The sequence below is a fragment of the Enterobacter cloacae complex sp. ECL414 genome, assembly GCF_021869685.1.
Lineage (GTDB): Bacteria > Pseudomonadota > Gammaproteobacteria > Enterobacterales > Enterobacteriaceae > Enterobacter > Enterobacter kobei.
Map to the genome: position 1 here is coordinate 1,905,879 of NZ_CP091481.1, position 21,863 is coordinate 1,927,741.

The 21,863-nt window shown below is 55.1% G+C and carries 21 protein-coding genes; 15 read left to right on the plus strand and 6 right to left on the minus strand.

The window, feature by feature from the left end; all coding sequences use genetic code 11:
* Positions 1 to 13: 13 nt before the first annotated feature.
* Together L3068_RS08955 and xthA are read right to left on the minus strand one after the other, a co-directional pair.
* Positions 14 to 697: a TVP38/TMEM64 family protein gene (locus L3068_RS08955; protein ID WP_032645241.1), complete on the minus strand. Its 684-nt coding sequence runs from the start codon at positions 695 to 697 to the stop codon at positions 14 to 16.
* Between the two features lie 6 nt (positions 698 to 703).
* Complete coding sequence (gene xthA, locus L3068_RS08960; RefSeq protein ID WP_014883464.1) at positions 704 to 1,510, minus strand: exodeoxyribonuclease III; 807 nt, start codon at positions 1,508 to 1,510, stop codon at positions 704 to 706.
* 433 nt (positions 1,511 to 1,943) lie between these two features.
* On the opposite strand from xthA, the gene astC reads away from it, so the two are divergent.
* The 7 genes from astC (at position 1,944) to ves (ending at position 9,651) form a co-directional block, all read left to right on the plus strand.
* Positions 1,944 to 3,164: a succinylornithine/acetylornithine transaminase gene (astC, locus tag L3068_RS08965; RefSeq protein ID WP_023332757.1), complete on the plus strand. Its 1,221-nt coding sequence runs from the start codon at positions 1,944 to 1,946 to the stop codon at positions 3,162 to 3,164.
* Entirely contained in the window at positions 3,161 to 4,195 is a 1,035-nt protein-coding gene (astA, locus tag L3068_RS08970) for an arginine N-succinyltransferase (protein WP_023332758.1), read from the plus strand. The genes astC and astA overlap by 4 nt, the downstream gene beginning before the upstream one ends.
* A complete protein-coding gene (gene astD / locus L3068_RS08975; RefSeq protein WP_117581569.1) occupies positions 4,192 to 5,679 on the plus strand; it encodes a succinylglutamate-semialdehyde dehydrogenase in 1,488 nt (495 codons plus the stop codon). Before astA ends, astD begins: the two co-directional genes overlap by 4 nt.
* The gene (gene astB / locus L3068_RS08980; protein WP_014883468.1) at positions 5,666 to 6,991 is read left to right on the plus strand and encodes an N-succinylarginine dihydrolase; all 1,326 of its coding nucleotides are present in this window, start codon (positions 5,666 to 5,668) and stop codon (positions 6,989 to 6,991) included. Before astD ends, astB begins: the two co-directional genes overlap by 14 nt.
* Positions 6,992 to 7,001: 10 nt before the next feature.
* A complete protein-coding gene (gene astE, locus L3068_RS08985; RefSeq protein ID WP_032636902.1) occupies positions 7,002 to 7,967 on the plus strand; it encodes a succinylglutamate desuccinylase in 966 nt (321 codons plus the stop codon).
* Positions 7,968 to 8,304: 337 nt separating this feature from the next.
* Positions 8,305 to 8,796 carry an ATP-independent periplasmic protein-refolding chaperone Spy gene (spy, locus tag L3068_RS08990; RefSeq protein WP_014883470.1) on the plus strand — a complete coding sequence of 164 codons (492 nt, stop codon included), beginning with the start codon at positions 8,305 to 8,307 and terminating at the stop codon, positions 8,794 to 8,796.
* Between the two features lie 297 nt (positions 8,797 to 9,093).
* Entirely contained in the window at positions 9,094 to 9,651 is a 558-nt protein-coding gene (ves, locus tag L3068_RS08995; RefSeq protein ID WP_014883471.1) for an environmental stress-induced protein Ves, read from the plus strand.
* Here ves and cho read toward each other — a convergent pair.
* A complete protein-coding gene (gene cho / locus L3068_RS09000; protein WP_014883472.1) occupies positions 9,629 to 10,507 on the minus strand; it encodes an excinuclease Cho in 879 nt (292 codons plus the stop codon). The genes ves and cho overlap by 23 nt on opposite strands.
* Before the next feature lie 179 nt (positions 10,508 to 10,686).
* Positions 10,687 to 11,511 (minus strand): NAD(+) synthase, encoded by an 825-nt coding sequence (nadE, locus tag L3068_RS09005; RefSeq protein ID WP_023332763.1) that lies wholly within the window; start codon positions 11,509 to 11,511, stop codon positions 10,687 to 10,689.
* A gap of 232 nt (positions 11,512 to 11,743) precedes the next feature.
* On the opposite strand from nadE, the gene osmE reads away from it, so the two are divergent.
* From osmE to chbG, 7 genes are all read left to right on the plus strand, one after another.
* Complete coding sequence (gene osmE / locus L3068_RS09010) at positions 11,744 to 12,088, plus strand: osmotically-inducible lipoprotein OsmE (protein ID WP_010430142.1); 345 nt, start codon at positions 11,744 to 11,746, stop codon at positions 12,086 to 12,088.
* 281 nt (positions 12,089 to 12,369) lie between these two features.
* Positions 12,370 to 12,687: a PTS N,N'-diacetylchitobiose transporter subunit IIB gene (gene chbB / locus L3068_RS09015; protein WP_014883474.1), complete on the plus strand. Its 318-nt coding sequence runs from the start codon at positions 12,370 to 12,372 to the stop codon at positions 12,685 to 12,687.
* Between the two features lie 79 nt (positions 12,688 to 12,766).
* Positions 12,767 to 14,125, plus strand: a complete 1,359-nt coding sequence (gene chbC / locus L3068_RS09020) for a PTS N,N'-diacetylchitobiose transporter subunit IIC (RefSeq protein ID WP_014883475.1) — start codon at positions 12,767 to 12,769, stop codon at positions 14,123 to 14,125.
* A gap of 47 nt (positions 14,126 to 14,172) precedes the next feature.
* On the plus strand, positions 14,173 to 14,520 hold the full coding sequence (gene chbA, locus L3068_RS09025; RefSeq protein ID WP_117581567.1) for a PTS N,N'-diacetylchitobiose transporter subunit IIA: 348 nt from the start codon (positions 14,173 to 14,175) through the stop codon (positions 14,518 to 14,520).
* A 5-nt stretch (positions 14,521 to 14,525) separates the two neighbouring features.
* Positions 14,526 to 15,368, plus strand: a complete 843-nt coding sequence (gene chbR / locus L3068_RS09030) for a transcriptional regulator ChbR (protein WP_071922321.1) — start codon at positions 14,526 to 14,528, stop codon at positions 15,366 to 15,368.
* A 110-nt stretch (positions 15,369 to 15,478) separates the two neighbouring features.
* Positions 15,479 to 16,834, plus strand: a complete 1,356-nt coding sequence (locus L3068_RS09035) for a 6-phospho-beta-glucosidase (RefSeq protein WP_088126866.1) — start codon at positions 15,479 to 15,481, stop codon at positions 16,832 to 16,834.
* An 11-nt stretch (positions 16,835 to 16,845) separates the two neighbouring features.
* A complete protein-coding gene (chbG, locus tag L3068_RS09040) occupies positions 16,846 to 17,595 on the plus strand; it encodes a chitin disaccharide deacetylase (protein ID WP_117581565.1) in 750 nt (249 codons plus the stop codon).
* Between the two features lie 90 nt (positions 17,596 to 17,685).
* Here chbG and katE read toward each other — a convergent pair whose 3' ends face one another.
* Positions 17,686 to 19,935, minus strand: a complete 2,250-nt coding sequence (gene katE, locus L3068_RS09045; protein WP_117581563.1) for a catalase HPII — start codon at positions 19,933 to 19,935, stop codon at positions 17,686 to 17,688.
* Between the two features lie 167 nt (positions 19,936 to 20,102).
* On the opposite strand from katE, the gene cedA reads away from it, so the two are divergent.
* A complete protein-coding gene (gene cedA / locus L3068_RS09050) occupies positions 20,103 to 20,378 on the plus strand; it encodes a cell division activator CedA (RefSeq protein WP_404851333.1) in 276 nt (91 codons plus the stop codon).
* A gap of 47 nt (positions 20,379 to 20,425) precedes the next feature.
* Here cedA and tcyP read toward each other — a convergent pair whose 3' ends face one another.
* On the minus strand, positions 20,426 to 21,817 hold the full coding sequence (tcyP, locus tag L3068_RS09055) for a cystine/sulfocysteine:cation symporter (protein WP_014883482.1): 1,392 nt from the start codon (positions 21,815 to 21,817) through the stop codon (positions 20,426 to 20,428).
* Positions 21,818 to 21,863: the final 46 nt, after the last annotated feature.

Consider the following 21,863-nt stretch of genomic DNA (forward strand, 5'->3'; position numbering starts at 1 on the left):
GGCGCATAATGCCTCACTTTTTGAACGAAGAGGTGTAACGGGAATACAGCCAGCGGGTAGCCAGCGGCAATAACCCCAATAGTGTAAAGGCGAAGACCATACCCGGCGATACAATATCGTGCAGCGATGTCACTTTTCCCAGCTCGCGCCCGGCGTTGAGGAAGACAACTGTGGCGGGCAGCATGGCGACCTGGCTAACCCACCAGTAGCGCCTCACCGTGATGCGGGTCACCCCCATCAGCAAATTCACCACAAAAAACGGGAACAGCGGCATCAGGCGCAGGGCAAAAAGATAGGCCGTACCCTCGCGTGCCATACCGGTATTCACCGTATTCATCTGTCGGGCAAAGCGCTGCTGAACCCAGTCGCGAAGGAGATAACGGCTGGCAAGCATGGCCAGCGTAGCCCCGAGCGTAGAGGCAAACGAGACCAGCACGGTGCCTTCCCACAGGGAAAACAGTGTCCCGCCCAGCAGGGTCAGGATCGTCGCGCCGGGAAGCGACAGGGCGGAGACCGCTACGTAGAGTGCAAAAAAGATCATTGCGCTCTGCAGCGGCGCGCGGTCGACATGGGAAAGTAACGTCTGCTGGTGAGTTTTAATCCCTTCCAGAGAGAGCGTGCCCGGTGGCAACATGACAAACGTCAGAATAAATGCGCCCAGAAGGGCGCACAGGAAGAGTAGTTTTCGACTGTTCACGCGCGATCAGAGCTTGAATTTAGCCCACACCGGCGCATGGTCCGATGGCTTTTCCATGCTGCGGATATCGTAGTCGATCCCGGTTTCGATGCAGCGCTCAGCCAGCGGCGAGCTGGCCAGCAGCAGGTCGATACGCAGGCCACGGTTGTCGTCAAAGCCTTTTGAGCGGTAGTCAAACCACGAGAAGCGATCCTGGGTTTCAGGGTTCGCATGGCGGAAGGTATCCACCAGGCCCCAGCCCAGCAGGCGTTCCATCCACTCGCGCTCTTCCGGCAGGAAGGAACATTTGCCGGTACGTAGCCAGCGCTTGCGGTTCTCTTCGCCTATGCCGATATCCCGATCCGTCGGGCTGATATTCATGTCGCCCATGATCAGCACCGGATTCTCTTTTTTCAGTTCGGTTGTCAGGTAGTTCTGCAGATCCTGATAAAACTTCGCTTTGGCGGGGAATTTTGTCTCGTGATCACGGCTCTCACCCTGTGGGAAATAGCCGTTAATGACCGTGATATTGCCAAGTGCAGAGGGCACTTCCGCCATGATGATACGGCGCTGCGCTTCTTCATTGTCCCCGGGGAAGCCGCGACGCACGGAAACCGGGGTTTCTTTGGTGAGCAGCGCGACGCCATAGTGACCTTTCTGACCGTGGTAGAAGACGTTGTAACCCAGTTTCGCGACCTCTTCGAGGGGGAACATGTCGTCGTGAACCTTGGTCTCCTGCAGGCCGATAACATCGGGCTGATGTTGCTCAACAATGGCTTCCAGTTGATGAGGACGGGCGCGCAGGCCGTTGATATTAAAAGAGACAAATTTCATAGTCGCTGCCAGTGCAAGGTGAATAGTGCATGGATGGTAGCAGAATTTGCATCAACTGTTACCGGGTTCGACCAATAACTGCGACAGATAATGCCGGTGGTGCAATATTTGCACCATCCTGACGCGTTTTGCCCCCGGACAGGGCGTAAATGGCCGGGAAATTTCGCGAGCGATCACAATTCCAGAATTATATTTTGCCTTTGCATACTCTTTCTTATTTTCATGCGGCAAAGCGCCGCTTATCGTAAAAATATTCACTTTTTATGCAGTAACAGTGAATAACTCCATGTCATAACTCATTGATATTCTGTTGCCTCAACCCGTTTATGCATTTTTATCGCTGGCTGGCACGAAGGCTGCAATCTACATTCACAGTGCAAACACTCAATTATTTAACATTCAAATAACCTTTTATTTACCGGATGAGGTCGCTATGTCTCTGTCAATTACGCGTGAAAATTTCGATGAATGGATGATGCCGGTATACGCGCCGGCGGCGTTTATTCCGGTTCGCGGGGAAGGCTCACGCCTGTGGGATCAGCAGGGGAAAGAGTACATCGACTTTGCCGGGGGGATTGCGGTGAATGCGCTGGGTCATGCGCATCCGGCGCTGCGTCAGGCGCTGAACGATCAGGCCGCGAAGTTCTGGCATACCGGTAACGGTTTTACCAACGAGCCTGCGCTTCGTCTGGCGAAAAAGCTGATTGACGCGACATTTGCCGAAAAAGTCTTTTTCTGTAACTCCGGGGCGGAAGCCAACGAAGCGGCGCTGAAGCTGGCACGTAAATATGCCCACGACAAGTTCGGTACCCACAAGAGCGGGATTGTGGCATTTAAAAATGCCTTCCACGGACGCACGCTGTTTACCGTGAGCGCGGGCGGTCAGCCCTCTTATTCGCAGGATTTCGCACCGCTGCCGCCGGATATTCGCCACGGCATCTATAACGATCTGCAGTCTGCCAGCGAGCTGATTAACGACACCACCTGCGCGGTGATCGTCGAACCGATGCAGGGCGAGGGCGGCGTGCTTCCGGCGCAAAAAGCATTCCTTCAGGGGCTGCGCGAATTGTGCGATCGCCATAATGCGCTGCTGATTTTCGACGAAGTACAGACCGGCGTCGGCCGCACCGGCGAGCTGTATGCGTATATGCACTACGGCGTGACGCCGGATATTCTCTCAACCGCCAAAGCGCTGGGCGGCGGCTTCCCGATTGGGGCCACGTTGACGACCGATAAATTCGCCAGCGTGATGACCGTGGGCACCCATGGCACCACCTACGGCGGTAACCCGCTGGCGACCGCTGTGGCCGGACAGGTTCTCGACATCATTAACACCCCTGAGGTGCTGAAGGGCGTTAAGCAGCGTCACGACTGGTTTGTTGAACGCCTGAACGCCATCAATGGCAAGACCGGACTGTTCAAAGAAATTCGCGGCCTGGGGCTGTTAATTGGCTGCGAGCTCACCCCTGAGTTTGCCGGAAAAGCTAAACTTATTTCACAGGAAGCGGCAAAAATGGGCGTGATGGTGCTGATTGCCGGTGCCAACGTGGTGCGTTTTGCTCCCGCGCTGATTGTCAGCGAGGAAGAGGTGCAAACCGGTCTGGATCGATTTGCACTGGCGTGTGAAAAAGTGAAGTCCGGGGTGTCATCATGATGGTCATCCGTCCCGTTGAGCGCGGCGATATCGCCGGGCTCATGCAGCTTGCCGGTAAGACGGGAGGCGGGCTGACCTCGCTTCCTGCCGATGAAAAAACGCTGTCGGCGCGCATTGAGCGCGCCCTGCAAACCTGGCAGGGGACGTTGCCAAAAAGCGAACAGGGCTACGTGTTCGTGCTGGAAGATACCGAGACGGGGACGGTGGCCGGGATCTGCGCCATTGAAGTGGCCGTCGGCCTTAACGACCCGTGGTATAACTACCGCGTCGGCACTATGGTTCACGCGTCGAAAGAGCTGAACGTCTATAACGCGCTGCCGACGCTGTTTCTCTGTAATGACCACACGGGTGCCAGCGAACTCTGCACGCTGTTCCTCGACCCGGCGTGGCGCAAAGAGGGCAACGGTTATCTGCTCTCCAAATCGCGCTTTATGTTTATGGCTGCCTTCCGCGATCGCTTTAACGAAAAGGTGGTCGCCGAGATGCGCGGCGTGATCGATGACACCGGCTACTCGCCGTTCTGGGAGAGTCTGGGCGAGCGCTTCTTCTCTATGGAGTTCAGCCGTGCAGACTATCTCTGCGGCACCGGCCAGAAAGCCTTTATTGCCGAGCTGATGCCGAAGCATCCTATCTATACCCATTTCCTTAGCCCGGAAGCGCAGGCGGTGATCGGCGAAGTGCATCCGCAAACCGCGCCAGCTCGCGCAGTGCTGGAGAAAGAGGGCTTCCGCTACCGTAACTATGTCGACATCTTTGACGGCGGACCGACGCTTGAGTGCGATATCGACCGCGTTCGCGCGATCCGTAAAAGCCGCCTGGTAGAGGTCTCTGAAGGTCAGCCCGCGCCAGGCGACTGGCCGGCATGTCTGGTGGCGAACGAAAATTACACCCACTTCCGCGCCATGCTGGTGCGGACTAACCCGAAATGTGAACGTCTGGTGCTGACGGCTGCAGAACTGGATGCCCTGAAATGTAACGCCGGCGATACGGTTCGTCTGGTGCGTCTCTGCCCTGAGGAGAAAACAGCATGACATTATGGATTAACGGTGACTGGGTAATGGGCGAAGGCGAGCTGCGCGTAAAGACCAATCCGGTAGGTAATGAGGTGCTCTGGAAGGGAAATGACGCCAGCCCCAGCCAGGTGGAACAAGCCTGTCATGCCGCGCGTCGTGCGTTTCCGGCGTGGGCCAAACAGCCTTTCGCCACGCGCCAGGCCATTATTGAAACGTTTGCCGGGCTGCTGGAGGCGAACAAAGCTGAGCTCACGCGCATTATTGCTTCCGAAACCAGTAAGCCACGATGGGAAGCGGCAACGGAAGTGACGGCGATGATCAACAAAATCGCCATTTCGGTGAAGGCATACCATACCCGCACCGGCGAGCAACACACCGAGATGCCGGACGGCGCGGCGACGCTGCGCCATCGTCCGCACGGCGTGCTGGCGGTATTTGGCCCGTACAACTTCCCGGGACATCTGCCGAACGGCCATATTGTTCCCGCACTGCTGGCGGGCAATGCCGTTATTTTCAAGCCGAGCGAGTTAACCCCCTTAACCGGCGAGGCGGTGGTGAAGCTGTGGGAACAGGCCGGGTTGCCGCCGGGCGTGCTGAACCTGGTGCAGGGCGGTCGTGAAACCGGTCAGGCGCTCAGTGCGCTGAGCGATATTGACGGTCTGCTGTTCACCGGCAGCGCCGGAACGGGCTATCAGCTGCATCGCCAGCTGGCGGGACAGCCGGAAAAAATTCTGGCGCTGGAGATGGGGGGCAACAACCCGCTGATTGTTGAAGACCCCGATGATATTGACGCCGCGGTGCACCTGACGATCCAGTCCGCCTTTATCACCGCCGGACAGCGTTGCACCTGTGCCCGCCGCCTGCTGGTGAAACGAGGCGCACAAGGGGATGCCTTCCTGAAACGCCTGGTCGACGTGAGCGCACGTCTGGTCCCCGCCGCGTGGGATGCCGATCCGCAGCCGTTTATGGGTGGACTGATTTCCGAACAGGCCGCGCTGAATGTGCTTAACGCCTGGCAAAACCACGTTGCGCGCGGCGCGAAAACCCTGCTGGAACCCAGGCAGGTACAGCCGGGAACCTCGCTGCTGACGCCGGGTATTGTTGAGATGAGCGGCGCGAGCAACGTGCCGGATGAAGAGGTCTTTGGCCCGCTGCTGTGCGTCTGGCGTTACGACGATTTTGATGCGGCGATTGCGATGGCAAACAACACCCGCTATGGCCTGTCGAGCGGACTCATTTCGCCGCATCGCGAGAAGTTTGATCAACTGCTGCTGGAAGCGCGCGCCGGGATTGTAAACTGGAATAAACCGCTGACCGGTGCGGCGAGCACCGCGCCATTCGGCGGCGTGGGTGCGTCGGGTAACCATCGCGCCAGCGCGTGGTATGCCGCGGATTACTGTGCATGGCCGATGGCGAGCCTGGAAACCCCGGCGCTGACGCTGCCGGAGACGCTCAGTCCGGGGCTGGATTTTAGCGAAGGGGATCGTCATGAAAGCGCGTGAAGTCAACTTTGACGGGCTGGTGGGGCTGACCCACCACTATGCCGGTCTCTCCTTTGGTAATGAAGCCTCGACGAAGCATCAGTTTCAGGTCTCCAACCCGAAACTGGCGGCGAAGCAGGGCCTGCAGAAAATGAAAGCGCTGGCAGATGCCGGGTTTCCACAGGCGGTGATCCCGCCGCAGGAACGGCCGAACGTGGCGGTGCTGCGCCAGCTCGGCTTTACCGGGAGTGATGAGCAGGTGGTCGAAAAAGCGGGCACGCAAACGCCACATCTGCTCTCGGCGGCGAGCTCCGCCTCCTCTATGTGGGTGGCGAACGCGGCGACCGTCGCACCGTCAGCCGATACGCTGGATGGCAAAGTCCATCTGACGGTGGCTAACCTGAACAACAAATTCCACCGCGCCACCGAAGCGGAAACCACCGAGCGCGTGCTGCGCGCTATTTTCAACCATGACGCCCATTTTGAGGTGCATCAGGCTCTGCCGCAGGTGGCGATGTTCGGCGACGAAGGCGCGGCCAACCATAACCGTCTCGGAGGCGACTATGGCGAGCCTGGCGTACAGGTGTTTATCTACGGGCGCGAGGAGGGCGGTCATTCTGCCCCCGTTCGCTATCCTGCCCGCCAGACGCTGGCCGCCAGCCAGGCGGTCGCTCGCCTGAACCAGGTCAATCCTTCACAGGTGATTTTTGCCCAGCAGAACCCGCAGGTGATTGACCAGGGCGTGTTCCATAACGACGTGATTGCCGTTTCCAACCGTCAGGTGCTGTTCTGCCATGAGCAGGCGTTTGCGCATCAGGAGAAACTGCTCGCGACACTGCGCGAACGCGTACCCGGCTTTATGCCCATTCAGGTGCCCACGCAGGCCGTCAGCGTGCAGGACGCGGTTGAAACGTATCTGTTCAACAGCCAGCTGCTGAGCCGCGATGACGGCAGCATGATGCTGGTGCTACCGCAGGAGTCACAGGATCATAAAGGCGTCTGGCAATACCTGACGCAACTGGTTAAGGCCGATAACCCCATTGACGAACTGCGCGTGTTTGATCTGCGTGAAAGCATGGCTAACGGCGGCGGTCCTGCCTGCCTGCGTCTGCGCGTGGTATTAACGCCGAATGAAATGCAGGCCGTTAACCCGGCAGTCATGATGAACGAAGCGCTGTTTACCACCCTTAATGGCTGGGTGGATCGCTACTATCGCGACCGGTTAACGCAGGCGGATCTGATTGACCCGCAGCTTCTGCGTGAAGGGCGCGAGGCGCTGGACGCGTTGACATCAATCCTGCAACTAGGATCGGTTTATCCGTTCCAGCGCTAAAGGAGTGGGTATGGAAAATTTACTGGCGCTGACCCTGGCCGATGAAACGCCGGAACAGAAAGAAGGGGACGGCCCCTCATTCCGCTGGCGGTGGCTGGGGCGCGGGGTGCTTGAGCTGACGCCGACTACCGACAGCGAGCTGTCGCTGCTGCTCTCAACGGGCATTCACGGCAATGAAACGGCGCCCGTTGAGATTGTCGATTTGCTACTGCGTGCGTTATATCGCGGAGATATCACCCTTACGTGTCGCGTACTGGTGGTGCTGGGCAATCCGCCTGCGCTGGCGCAAAACAAACGCTACCTGGTGAGTGACATTAACCGCATGTTTGGCGGTCGCTGGTCGCAGTTTCCGCAAAGTGAAGAAACGGCAAGGGCCGCGTGGCTTGAGAATGTCGTGACCGCGTTTTTCTCCACGGCGGGGCCAGTGCGCTGGCATCTTGATCTCCATACCGCGATCCGCGCGTCTTACCATGTGCGCTTTGGCGTGTTACCGCAGCGGAATCAGCCCTGGGATGAAGCGTTTCTACGCTGGCTGGGGGACGCCGGGCTGGAGGCGCTGGTCTTTCATCAGTCGCCGGGCGGAACGTTTACCCATTTTACCTGCGAACATTTTGCTGCCCTGGCCTGTACGCTGGAACTGGGAAAAGCGCTTCCTTTCGGTGAGAACGATCTGACGCGTTTTGCTCCCACGCATCTCGCGCTGCGGGCTCTGCTCGGGGGAGAGGCTCCCGACCATGAGCATCAGCCCGTTGAGCGGTATCGCGTCGTACAGCAGATCACCCGCCGCAGCGATGCTTTCCAGCTTCATATGGCCGCGCACACCCTGAACTTCACGCCGTTTCGCAAAGGAGCGCTGCTGGCGGAAGATGGTGAAGAACGTTACGAAGTGCAGAAAACAACGGAATATGTGTTGTTCCCTAACCCTACCGTCGCGTTTGGCCTGCGAGCCGGTCTGATGCTGGAAAAAATATCATGAACCTTTCCCCTCTCATCATCCGGGAGGGGAAAGTAAAAACGTTTCTTAACGTTTAAAGCGCTGGTCCTTGTTTTGCGGAATATTCCTGGTGAATTGCTTTATTATTCATCTTCACTTCGCTATACTTTTTAGAAATTGCTTTAAATTCATCGTTTTGAATATTTTTTGTTGCAACTCTCCACGCTTTATCCTTATTTCCTCCACATTTGGCGAAAAATTGTTTTTTACACTTTCATTGTTTTACTGTTGCTCTGACTAATTGACGATAAACCCCGTAAAGTTAATCTCGTCAACACGGCATAGCGCCGAAGAATAACTGAAAGAAAGGAAATAAATTATGCGTAAGTTTACTGCACTGTTTGTTGCTTCTACCCTGGCTCTGGGCGCTACCAGCATGGCGTTCGCCGCAGATACCGCAACCACGACTGCCGCACCGGCCGAAGGCAAAATGATGATGCATCATAAAGGCCCGGGTATGCACAACGAGATGATGATGTTTAAGGGGCTCAACCTGACGGATGCGCAGAAGCAGCAGATCCGCGACATCATGAAAAGCCAGCGCGACCAGATGAAGCGTCCTCCGCTGGAAGAGCGCCGCGCAATGCATGACATCATTGCCAGCGACACCTTCGATAAGGCGAAAGCCGAAGCGCAGATCGACAAAATGGCCGAGCAGCATAAAGCCCGCATGCTGGCCCACATGGAAACCCAGAACAAGATCTACAACATTCTGACCCCGGAACAGAAAAAACAGTTTAATGCCAATTTTGAGAAGCGTCTGACAGAACGTCCGGCGATGGAAGGTAAAATGCCAGCACCGACCGAATAATTGGTTCAACATCTTAAGACCGCCGGGATCCTGTCCACAAAAGCGCAACCGCTGTGGACAGGACCGGCGGTTTTTCTTTCCTGCCCTCTTGTCTGCCGCTGCCAGCGCGGTATTCTCCTGTAGTCGCTTCAGAGAATGTTTGTAGAGTCATGGCGTTAGCAATTTTATTGACGTTCCGCTAAGGCCTGCCCGCTTTGCTGCCGATACTGTGTCTGTGAATACCTAACGATAACAAACAAGACTGCAAGGGTAGCGATATCCTTGCCCTGGCACGGGTTGTGCCATTCAGGAGTGGTGATGGAGTTCTTTGATATCCGTAAAATGCCGGTCAGCCTCTGGCGTAATGGTGCTGGCGAAACGCGAGAAATTTGTTGTATCCCTCCCGCAACGCGCGATTTTTGCTGGCGAGCCAGTATTGCGACGATCGCCAGCAACGGCGAATTCTCCGCTTTTCCCGGAGTTGACCGGGTCATTACCTTGCTGGAGGGCGGGGAGGTGACGCTGGATGCCGGACAGGCGTTCCGCCATACTCTTAAACCGCATCAACCTTACCATTTTGCCGGCGATTTGCCGGTAAAGGCATTGCTTTCCGATGGCAGGATGGCGATGGACTTCAACATCATGACCCGGCGTGACTGCTGCAAGGCGAAAGTGCGCGTTGCCGACCGTACCTTTACTACGTTTGGCTCGCGTGGCGGCGTGGTGTTTGTGCTAAGCGGGGCGTGGCAGCTGGGTGATAAACTGCTGACGGCCGATCAGGGCGCCAGCTGGGAGGAGGGGACCCATACTCTGCGTTTGCTGGAGTCTCAGGGTACCCTGCTGTTCAGTGAAATTAACTGGCTGCCGGGTCACTGAGCATAATGACCTCAAACTTGCCGGTTAAAACGGGCTTGCAGAGGATTTTATAGCCATCCTGATCGAACCCGGCGGGGGTGCGTAACAGGGTTGCCGCGTCGCTTAAATCATCGACAGCCCCCAGCCAGAGCCAGTTATTGACGATGTGATACTGCGTCATCGTTTCACCCACTTCTTTTAGCGCCACGGCGCCCTCCCACGGCCAGCAGTTGATGCTGATGGCCGCAAGACCGCTCAGGAGGCGTGCGTGATGCGCCTCAACGCTCTCTTTGCCGCAGCAGGCGCCTGCGCAGCGCTTCAGCGCGGAGCGAAAACAGGCGCGGCCACGCGTGGTGCCTTCTAAACCTAAAAGGCTGTAGCAAAGCTGTAGCTCGTCGGCCAGTGTTTGCAGAGCCTGAAGGGCCGCGCGTTTGTTGGCAAATAATCCAAAAAGGTTTGGCGCATGAGAAAAATCGACGTCGCGGGCGTAAACCACCTGCGGCTTACCGTCGCTGATCTGCAGGGAACAAAGCTGACGGTTGCGGCGCAGGCGCTTATTAAAGAGCGGTTGTTGCTCTTTTATCAGCCGGGCCTCCAGCAACAGCGCACCCATTTCTCCCGCCGTCTGAAACCAGGTGATGCGCCGCGACTGGCGCAGCATGGCGGCCTCATCCGGGGTACGCAGGTGGGATAACACCCGGCTGCGAATATTGACGCTTTTGCCGATATAAAGCGGCAAGGTGTCGCTTTCACCGTGAAAAATGTACACGCCAGGCTGTTTTGGCAGCGCCTCAAGCCAGGGGCGAAGGTGCTCGGGATATTCGTAGATAGCCGCCGCTTCAAACTCAAGACGCGGGGCGGATTGACGCCTGCTCACATATTACTCCGTATACTGTTCAGGTATACAGTGTAGCAGGTGCGCTGTGGTTAAAAAAGAGCCGGGTGGCGGCTACGCCTTACCCGGCCACATCGTGCGGTCTGTTGCCCTCACCCCAACCCTCTCCCACGGGAGAGGGCGCAAACACTAAAAACGGCAACGGGGTTGCCGTTTTGCTTTTATTTCCAGAAGTCGTCAAACACCGTAATCGGCGTGTGGCGCTTGTGTTCGGTTTTCAGATACCAGCTTTCAATGATCTTCGCGGTACCTTCATCCAGCTGTTTGCCTTCCAGATAATCATCAATATTGTCATAGGTGACGCCAAGGGCCGCTTCATCCGGCAGGGAAGGGCGATCGTCTTCCAGATCCGCCGTCGGTGCCTTTTTATACAAGTGCTCAGGACAGCCCAGCGCGGCAAGCAGCTGTTTACCCTGACGCTTGTTCAGACGGAAAATCGGGTTAATGTCGGTGCCGCCATCGCCATATTTGGTGAAGAAACCGGTGATGGCTTCTGCCGCATGGTCGGTGCCGACAACCACGCCTTTGGTCATTCCGGCGATGCTGTACTGGGCTTTCATACGCTCGCGAGCTTTCTCGTTGCCGCGAACAAAATCGCTCAGCTCAATGCCCGCTTCGCGCAGTGCCTGCTCGCTTGCCAGCACCGCCCCTTTAATATTAACGGTGAGTACGCGATCGGGCTGGATGAACGCGATGGCATCCTGGCAATCCTGTTCATCGGCCTGCACGCCATAGGGAAGACGCACGGCGATAAACTGCAATTTCTCATCGCCCGTTTCTTCGCGAAGCTCTGAAATCGCCATCTGACAGAGTTTACCGGTCAGGGTGGAGTCCTGCCCGCCGCTGATGCCCAGCACCAGGGATTTCAGGAAAGCGTTCTTTCTTAAGTACGATTTTAAAAAATCCACGCTACGGCGGATCTCTTCATGTGCATCTACCGCGGGCTTCGCGCCCAGTGCCTGAATAATCTCGTGTTGCAGAGCCATCACGCCCTCCATATGCAGAACATAAACAGAATGTGTTAACTGTTAAAACTAACCCTTTGGGCGAGAAACGACAAGGATCACAGTTTCGAGTGCGCTAATTTGCGCCGATTTAGCAGGTTATCGTTGTTTTATTAGAATTTTCCGAAATTCGTCTGGCGTAATTCACAAAGTTGAACAATAGTACTTTTTATTCCATGCTTAGATAACACGCTGATAAACAAGAGGACGGAATATGAACAAGAACGTAGCAGGAATTCTTAGCGCAGCGGCAGTACTGACGATGCTGGCAGGGTGTACGGCTTACGATCGCACCAAGGATCAGTTTACACAGCCCGTGGTTAAAGACGTTAAAAAAGGGATGACCCGTTCGCAGGTCGCTGCGATCGCCGGTAAACCTTCTTCTGAAGTGACAATGATTCATGCGAAAGGGACCTGCCAGACCTATATCCTGGGTCAACGTGATGGTAAGGCAGAGACCTACTTTGTCGCCCTGGATGACACTGGTCATGTTATTAACTCCGGTTATCAGACCTGTGCTGAATACGACACCGATCCCCAGGCTCCAAAGGCTCAGTAACCCAGCTTGTGTGAAGATGTTAACGAACCGGCCCATGGGCCGGTTTTTTTGTGTATACGTAAATCTTATTTCTTTGCGCGAATTATTTGCCCGAAATGTGAAGGTAGTCAACAAGCCAGGTCAATGAGAGACAATTTCAACCTGTTCAGAATTATCCCCTGTCTGTACCATTGCGTATACTCACTCCAACGACAAACAACAGTATGCAAACTACCTGTCTGCCGGGACAGCAAGTCGAGTGATAGCGCGATGGCAGGTAGACCTACAAGAGGGAAATTACGATGGAAAAGAAACATATCTACCTGTTCTGCTCAGCGGGCATGTCAACCTCACTGCTGGTGTCAAAGATGCGTGCGCAGGCTGAAAAGTATGAAGTCCCTGTGGTGATTGAAGCGTTTCCAGAAACACTGGCGGGCGAGAAAGGCCAGAAAGCCGATGTTGTTTTACTGGGGCCGCAAATCGCCTATATGTTGCCCGAAATACAACGACTGCTACCCAACAAACCGGTCGAAGTGATCGACTCGGGGCTGTATGGCAAGATTGATGGTTTAGGTGTTCTGAAAGCTGCTGTGGCAGCCATTAAAAAAGCTGCTAATTAATTTTTATTTTTCCCGTCAAAGAGTTATTTCACACACAATACGCCGTAACACGAGTTACGGCATTTAAGGGTATTTACCTATGAGTAAAGTCATCGCTTCACTTGAAAAGGTACTCCTTCCTTTTGCTGTTAAAATAGGAAAGCAGCCTCACGTTAATGCCATTAAAAACGGCTTTATTAAATTAATGCCGTTGACGCTGGCCGGGGCCATGTTCGTTTTAATTAACAACGTTTTTCTGAGCTTTGGTGAAGGTTCCTTCTTTTATTCATTAGGCATTCGGTTAGACGCTTCCACAATTGAAACCCTTAATGGTTTTAAAGCCATCGGCGGCAACGTATATAACGGTACGTTAGGTATTATGTCGCTGATGGCGCCTTTCTTTATTGGCATGGCACTGGCAGAAGAGCGAAAAGTGGATCCGCTGGCTGCCGGGTTATTATCCGTTGCTGCATTTATGACCGTCACGCCTTACAGCGTAGGGGAGGCGTATGCCGTCGGCGCCAACTGGTTGGGTGGGGCGAACATCATCTCCGGTATTGTTATCGGTCTGGTGGTGGCGGAAATGTTCACCTTTATTATTCGTCGCAACTGGGTTATCCGCTTGCCGGATAGCGTACCGACGTCCGTTTCTCGTTCATTTTCCGCGTTGATTCCGGGCTTTATTATTCTCTCCATTATGGGGATTATTGCCTGGGCGCTCTCTCACTGGGGCACGAACTTCCACCAGATCATCATGGATTCTATCTCCACGCCGCTGGCGTCGATGGGTGGTGTGGTCGGTTGGGCGTATGTGATTTTCACCTCTCTGCTGTGGTTCTTCGGCGTACATGGTTCACTGGCACTGGCTGCGCTGGATAGCGGAATTATGACCCCGTGGGCACTGGAAAACGTGGCACTTTACCAGCAGTACGGCTCCGTTGACGCGGCGCTGGCGGCAGGTAAAACCTTCCATGTATGGGCGAAGCCGATGCTTGACTCCTATATCTTCCTGGGTGGTACCGGGGCGACCTTGGGTCTGATCATCGCGGTCTTTATTGTCTCTCGTCGTGCTGACTATCGTCAGGTAGCCAAACTGGCGCTGCCATCAGGTATCTTCCAGATTAACGAACCGATTCTGTTTGGCCTGCCAATCATCATGAACCCGGTCATGTTCATTCCGTTCATCCTGGTTCAACCACTGCTGGCAGCCATCACCCTGACGGCTTACTACATGGGCATTATTCCGCCGGTGACCAACATTGCACCGTGGACCATGCCAGCGGGGCTGGGCGCGTTCTTCAATACCAACGGTAGCGTCGCGGCCTTCCTGCTGGCGATATTCAACCTCGGGATTGCGACCCTGCTCTACATGCCATTCGTGGCGATTGCGAACAAAGCTGCCACCATCATTGATGAAGAAGAGAGCGAAGAGGACATTGCCCTCTCACTGAAATTCTAAGATTGACCGACGCGGGGAAACCCGCGTCAGCCACAAGGAGCTTAAACATGTTAGATTTGGATAGTATCGTCGCAGACGACGCCGCAGAGAACGATCTTGAAGAAGTGGTGATGGGGCTTATCATCAACTCCGGGCAGGCCCGCAGCCTGGCGTATGCCGCACTGAAGCAGGCCAAGCAGGGTGATTTTGCCGCCGCAAAAACCATGATGGAGCAGTCCCGTACCGCGCTGAACGAAGCGCACCTGGTGCAGACAAAGCTTATTGAAAGCGATCAGGGTGAAGGGAAGATGAAGGTCAGCCCGGTGCTGGTACACGCGCAGGATCACCTGATGACCTCCATGCTGGCGCGCGAGCTGGTGGCGGAGTTGATTGAGCTTCACGAGAAAATGCACTAAGTCGGATGTTGCAGAAGGAGGTCAGCACGATGGAAATTAAAACCGCACTTGAACAGCAGCTGTTTAATGGCAAAAATTTTCACGTGGTTATCTACAACAAGACGGAGAGCGCCAGTGGTCTGCACCAGCATGACTACTACGAGTTCACGATTGTTCTGACCGGCCGCTACTACCAGGAGATCAACGGTAAGCGCGTCCTGCTTGAGCGAGGGGATTTTGTCTTCCTGCCGATGGGGTCCTATCACCAGAGCTTTTACGAATTCGGTGCAACCCGCATTCTGAATGTCGGCGTCAGCAGGCGCTTCTTTGAAAAGCACTATCTGCCGCTGGTACCGTTCTGCTTTGTGGCGTCTCAGGTTTATCGCGTGAAAAACGAGTTCATGACCTGGATTGAAACGGTTATTGCCTCGCTTAACTTCCGTGAAAATGAATTTGACGAGTTTATTGAAACGGTGACTTTCTATGTGATGAACCGGCTGCGTCATCATCGTGAAGAGCAGCAGGTGACGGATGATATTCCACAGTGGCTGCGCAGCACTGTTGAACTGATGCACGATAAAGCCCAGTTCAGTGACAATGCACTGGAGAATATGGTTTCCCTGTCGGGAAAATCCCAGGAATATCTGACCCGCGCGACGCAGCGGTATTATCGTAAAACACCTGTGCAAATTATTAATGACATTCGCATTAACTTTGCCAAAAAACAGCTGGAAATTACTAACTACTCGGTCACCGATATTGCTTACGAATCGGGATACAGTAGCCCCAGCCTGTTTATTAAAACGTTTAAGAAATTAACGTCATTCACCCCGAACAGTTACCGCAAAAGTTTGACGGTAATGAATTAACTTTCGGCGGTTTTATCCGCCACGAATATTGCTTTAATGGCTTGCCCAAATAGCGGGAAGAGTACGCTATACCTTGCAGGCGATTAACCTGATACGCAAAGGGAGATATTATGCAAAAGAAATTAAAAGTCGTAACCATTGGTGGCGGCAGCAGCTATACCCCGGAATTACTTGAAGGTTTTCTGAAACGTTATCATGAATTACCGGTCAGCGAATTGTGGCTGGTGGACGTGGAGGAAGGTCAGGAGAAGCTGAATATTATTTTCGATCTGTGCCAACGCATGGTTGAGAAAGCGGGCGTACCTCTGACCGTGCATAAAACGCTGGATCGTCGACTGGCGCTGAAAGATGCAGATTTCGTGACCACCCAGCTGCGCGTTGGCCAGTTGAAAGCGCGTGAACTGGACGAGCGTATTCCCTTGAGCCACGGTTATCTCGGTCAGGAAACTAACGGTGCCGGTGGCCTGTTCAAAGGCCTGCGTACCATTCCGGTTATTTTCGACATCGTTAAAGACGTGGAGGAAATCTGTCCAGACGCGTGGGTAATTAACTTCACTAACCCGGCAGGGATGGTGACCGAAGCGGTCTATCGTCATACCGGTTTCAGGCGCTTTATTGGCGTCTGTAATATTCCAGTCGGCATGAAAATGTTTATCCGTGACGTGCTGGAACTGACCGATAATGACGATCTCTCTATCGATCTGTTCGGTTTGAACCATATGGTGTTCATTAAAGATGTCATCGTGAACGGAACACCGCGTTTTGCTGAACTGCTGGACGGGGTCGCCTCGGGTCGTCTGACCGCTGCGTCTGTGAAAAACATCTTTGACCTGCCGTTCAGCGAAGGGCTGATCCGCTCGTTGAATCTGCTGCCGTGCTCCTACCTGCTTTATTACTTCAAGCAGAAAGAGATGCTGGCCATCGAAATGGGCGAGTATTACAAGGGGGGCGCGCGGGCGCAAATCGTTCAGAAAGTTGAGAAGCAGTTGTTCGACTTGTATAAAGATCCGAACCTGAACGTCAAGCCGAAAGAGCTTGAGCAGCGCGGCGGGGCCTATTATTCCGATGCGGCGTGTGAAGTGATCAACGCCATCTACAACGACAAGCAAGCGGAACACTATGTTAACGTGCCGCACCACGGCCACATCGACAATATCCCGGCTGACTGGGCCGTTGAGATGACCTGCATTCTGGGACGCGATGGCGCTAAACCGCATCCGCGCATTACTCATTTTGATGACAAAGTTATGGGTCTGATCCACACCATTAAAGGCTTTGAAGTGGCGGCAAGTCAGGCGGCGCTGAGCGGCGAGCTGAATGACGTGCTTCTGGCACTGAACCTCAGCCCGCTGGTGCATTCCGACCGCGATGCGGAGCAGCTTGCAGCAGAGATGATCCTGGCGCATGAAAAATGGTTGCCGAACTTTGCCGCCACGATCGAGAAGCTGAAGTTCAAACACCACTGAGAGGACGCACAATGGAAAACCTGCTGATCGTTAATGCTGATGATTTTGGCCTCTCGAAAGGTCAGAACTACGGCATTATTGAAGCCTGTCGCCGGGGGGTTGTGACATCCACTACGGCACTGGTTAATGGTGAAGCGGTTGAACACGCGGCGCAGCTAAGCCGCGACGTGCCTGAGCTGGGCGTCGGGATGCATTTTGTGCTGACGCTCGGTATACCGCTTACGCCAATGCCGGGTCTGACCCGTGACGGACAGTTAGGTAAATGGATTTGGGAACAGGCGGAGCAGGACGCTCTGCCGCTGGAAGATATTGCCCGCGAGCTGGACTGTCAGTTCAACCGCTTTGCTGATCTGTTTGGTGATCTGCCAACACACATCGACAGCCATCACCACGTGCATATGATCCCGGCAATTTTCCCGATCGTTGCGGCGTTTGCTCAACGCAAAGGCGTAGCGATGCGCGTGGATCGTGAGGTGCAAGGGTTGCCGGACAGTGCGGTGACAACCACCGCAGGGTTCAGCAGCGCGTTTTACGGCGAGGCGATCGACGAAGCGCTGTTCCTGAAGGTGCTGGATGATTCTGCAGCCCGGGGAGAAAAGTCACTGGAGGTCATGGCGCACCCCGCATTTGTCGATAATATCGTGCGCAAGAGCGCGTACTGCTGGCCGCGCCTGGCGGAGCTGGATGTGCTGACGTCGCCGTCGCTGAAATACGCGATTGCCGAACGTGGGTATCGGTTGGGGACGTTCGGGGATCTGTGAGGAAAAAAGCCGGGTGGCGCTGCGCTTACCCGGCCTACATTTCCTGAGATTTTGTAGGCCCGGTAAGGCGAAGCCGCCACCGGGCTTTTTTTACGCCGGGATCTGGTCAATCTTGCTGCTGCGTGACCAGACGCGGTGCGCGGCGAGCAGGTCAAACAGCTTCGTCATAAAGGCGTCGTCCACGTTATCGCCCTCGACAATGCCGTCCTCACCTTGCTCGGCAACCTTCAGCTGGGATTTAAACTGACGCGCATCGCCGGACAACGCGATCGGTTTCAGGTGCTTATAAGCTTCCAGCAGGTAATAGACGGCGTCACCGTTGGTCAACAGGCTGGCAATATCCCCGCACGGCACAATCACCGCATCGACGGTCAGCGAGGGTGCCCCGGCAAAGGTCGCAGCCACCGGCAGCACGGAACCGTCATCAGCCGTCACTTCACCCATTCGGGAATAAAGCAGTTTGGCGTGTACGCCCTGGGTTTTCAGCGCCTGCATAATGCCCAGTACGTCACTGGCCCGGGTTTTATCGTTCAGCAGGATGGCGACCACGCGGCCTTTAATTGAGCCACCTGGCATCGCATACAGACTCAGCGACGGATCTTTCTTCACGCCGTTGACCTCTTTTGGCGGAGCAAGGTTGCGCTGCTCGTCGGTCAGGGTAATACCCAGGTTATCCGCCACGCTCTGGGCGAGCTGAATATCAATGTGCGCAAGCTGATCGACCACGCGCTCGCGGATGTAGGTGCGCACCACCTTACTTAACTCGAAGCTAAAGCCGCCGATGATGTGCTGCTGCTCGATCGGCGTCTGGCTGTTCCAGAACAGGCGAGGATGGGCGTAATACTCGCCGAAGGAAGGGCTGCGCTCGCGAATTTTGTTGCCATCGATACGCTCCTGGTACGACTCAAAACCTCCGCGTTTCGGGCCTGGCGGTGTTTCGCGCGGCCAGTTATCGTTGATCGAGTTAGGCTCGTAGTTAGCCGGATTGGTATCAATGTCCTGACGATGCATCCCGTCGCGCTGGAAATTGTGGTACGGGCAGGTCGGACGGTTAATTGGAATTTCGTGGAAGTTCGGCCCGCCAAGGCGGCTGATCTGCGTATCGGTGTACGAGAACAAACGTCCCTGTAAGAGCGGATCGTTGGTGAAATCCAGTCCCGGCACGATATGCCCCGGGTGGAACGCGGCCTGCTCGTTCTCGGCAAAGAAATTATCCGGGTTGCGGTTGAGCACCATTTTCCCCACCAGTTGAACCGGCACCAGCTCCTCGGGGATCAGTTTGGTCGGGTCAAGAAGGTCGAAATCAAACTTAAATTCGTCCTCTTCCGGAATGAGCTGCAGGCCCAGTTCATATTCAGGGAAATCGCCGGCTTCAATGGACTCCCACAGTTCACGACGATGGAAGTCTGGATCGCGCCCGGTCAGCTTCTGCGCCTCATCCCACACCAGCGAGGCTTTGCCCGCTACCGGCTTCCAGTGGAACCGGACGAACGTGGCTTTTCCTTCCGCGTTAATCATACGGAAGGTGTGAATACCAAACCCCTCCATCGTGCGATAGCTGCGCGGAATACCCCGGTCAGACATCGCCCACATCACGTTGTGTAACGTTTCAGGTTGCAGAGAGATATAGTCCCAGAAGGTGTCGTGCGCACTTTGTCCCTGCGGTATGGCCCAGTGGGGCTCCGGTTTTACCGCATGGACAAAGTCAGGAAATTTATGCGCATCCTGAATGAAAAACACCGGGGTGTTATTGCCCACCAGATCAAAAATACCCTCTTCGGTATAAAACTTGGTGGCGAAACCGCGAATATCACGCACCGTGTCTGCCGAACCCGCGCCCCCCTGTACGGTGGAGAATCGGACAAACACCGGGGTAATTTTATCCGGGTCGGAGAGGAAATCTGCTTTGGTGATCGCTTTCAGGCTCTTGTACGGCTGGAAGTAGCCATGCGCAGCCGAGCCGCGCGCGTGAACGATACGTTCCGGAATTCGCTCGTGGTCGAAATGGGTAATTTTTTCCCGCAGGATAAAGTCTTCCAGCAGGGTGGGGCCGCGCGAGCCGGCGCGAAGAGAGTTTTGATCGTCAGCAATGCGCACGCCCTGATTGGTCGTGAGTGCAAAACCTTCACCACCTTTACGGTGTGGCTCAAGCGATTTCAGCTTCTCGTTCCCGGTGTCCGGCGATTTCATGCTTCCCGGTGCGGTAGGCTGTTCGCCGGGGGCGGAAGGGCCTGGCGAGGGGCGGTGAGAGCCGTCAGCAGGGGCGAGAGAGTCCATACCCGGTTGAGATTCTTCAGTGCCATGAATCGGTGATTGATGTGTATTATCTTTGTTCGACATTGCACGCTTCTCCTTTATCCATTGCTAAAAACCCTATTAAGGATAGAACAATGTCGTGAGATAGCTCGCGAACTAAGAGTTTTCACATGCCGCCATTAACGAAAGGAGCCCTCTCAGCCATTCGGAGCGCGACGGAAGGGAGCAGAATCGGCTATCATAGAATTTTCCTGCTTCAAGAATTTGCTTTAGTGAACCCGTCGCTTATGAAACCTCTTCGTCAACAAAACCGCCAGGTTATTAGCTATGTGCCCCGCGTGGAACCCGCGCCGCCTGACCATGCCCTGAAAGTGGAGGGTTTTCGTGATGTCTGGCAGCTTCGTGGTAAATATGTGGCGTTTGTCCTGATGAGGGAGCATTTCCGTCGATCGCCGACGTTTTCCGTGCCGGAGTCTGCCCAGCGATGGGCGGTGCAAATCCGCCAGGATGAAGAGGTTGAAGAATAACAGCCATAAAAAAACCGCCATCAGGCGGTTTTTTTATTTCCCGGCAATTACCGGTGCGCCAGTTCGGCGTCGTCTTCACTTTCCAGAATGGCTTTGTCGGTCTGCTTCAGCCACTGGCTGGTCAGCGTACCGGCGGTCATGGAGCCGCTCACGTTCAGCGCGGTACGACCCATGTCGATCAGCGGTTCAACGGAGATCAGCAGCGCGACCAGCGTTACTGGCAGACCCAGTGCAGGCAGCACAATCAGCGCAGCGAAGGTCGCGCCGCCACCAACACCGGCAACACCGGCGGAACTGATGGTCACAATGCCGACCAGCGTGGCGATCCAGACCGGATCCAGCGGGTTGATACCCACGGTCGGGGCAACCATCACCGCCAGCATCGCCGGGTAGAGACCCGCACAGCCGTTCTGGCCGATGGTGGCACCAAAGGACGCAGAGAAGCTGGCGATAGATTCTGGCACGCCCAGGCGACGGGTCTGCGCTTCAACGTTCAGTGGAATAGACGCGGCGCTGGAGCGGCTGGTGAAGGCAAAGGTCAGTACCGGCCAGACTTTGCGGAAATATTTCAGCGGGCTGACGCCGTTCACGCCCAGCAGGATACCGTGTACGACGAACATGATGCCCAGGCCCAGATAAGAGGCGACGACAAAACTGCCCAGCTTAATGATGTCCTGCAGGTTAGAACCCGCAACCACTTTGGTCATCAGCGCCAGCACGCCGTATGGCGTCAGCTGCATGACCAGACGCACCAGCTTCATCACCCAGCTTTGCAGGGTATCAATCGCCGTCAGCACACGCTCGCCTTTCGGCGCATCGTCTTTCAGCAGTTTCAGTGCGGCCACACCGAGGAATGCCGCGAAGATCACCACGCTGATGATGGACGTTGGGCTGGCGCCGGTCAGGTCAGCAAACGGGTTCTTCGGAATGAAGGAGAGCACCATCTGCGGAACCGTCAGATCGGCCACTTTACCCACGTAGTTGGTTTGAATCGCGGTCAGGCGTGCTGTTTCAGCCGTGCCCTGCACCAGACCTTCGGCCGTCAGGCCAAACAGGTTGGTTACCAGCACACCCACCAGCGCGGCGATCAGCGTGGTAAACAGCAGGGTACCAATGGTCAGAAAACTGATTTTACCCAGTTGAGTGGCGTTATGCAGGCGGGCAACGGCACTCAGAATAGAGGCGAACACCAGCGGCATCACGATCATCTGCAGCAGCTGGACATAGCCGTTGCCGACAATGTTGAACCACTGAATAGAGTCTTTCAGAACTGGATTATCGGAGCCATAAATCGCCTGCAACGCCAGACCAAATACGACACCCATGGCCAGACCAACCAGCACTTTTTTCGCCAGGCTCCACTGTTTGTGGCGCGTCTGCGCGAGAAGCAATAGCAATACAACGAACACAACAACGTTCGCGATGAGTGGAAAATTCATCCCCGTTCTCCTGATTTATTATGGGATCGGTTTTTCCCGATCCTGT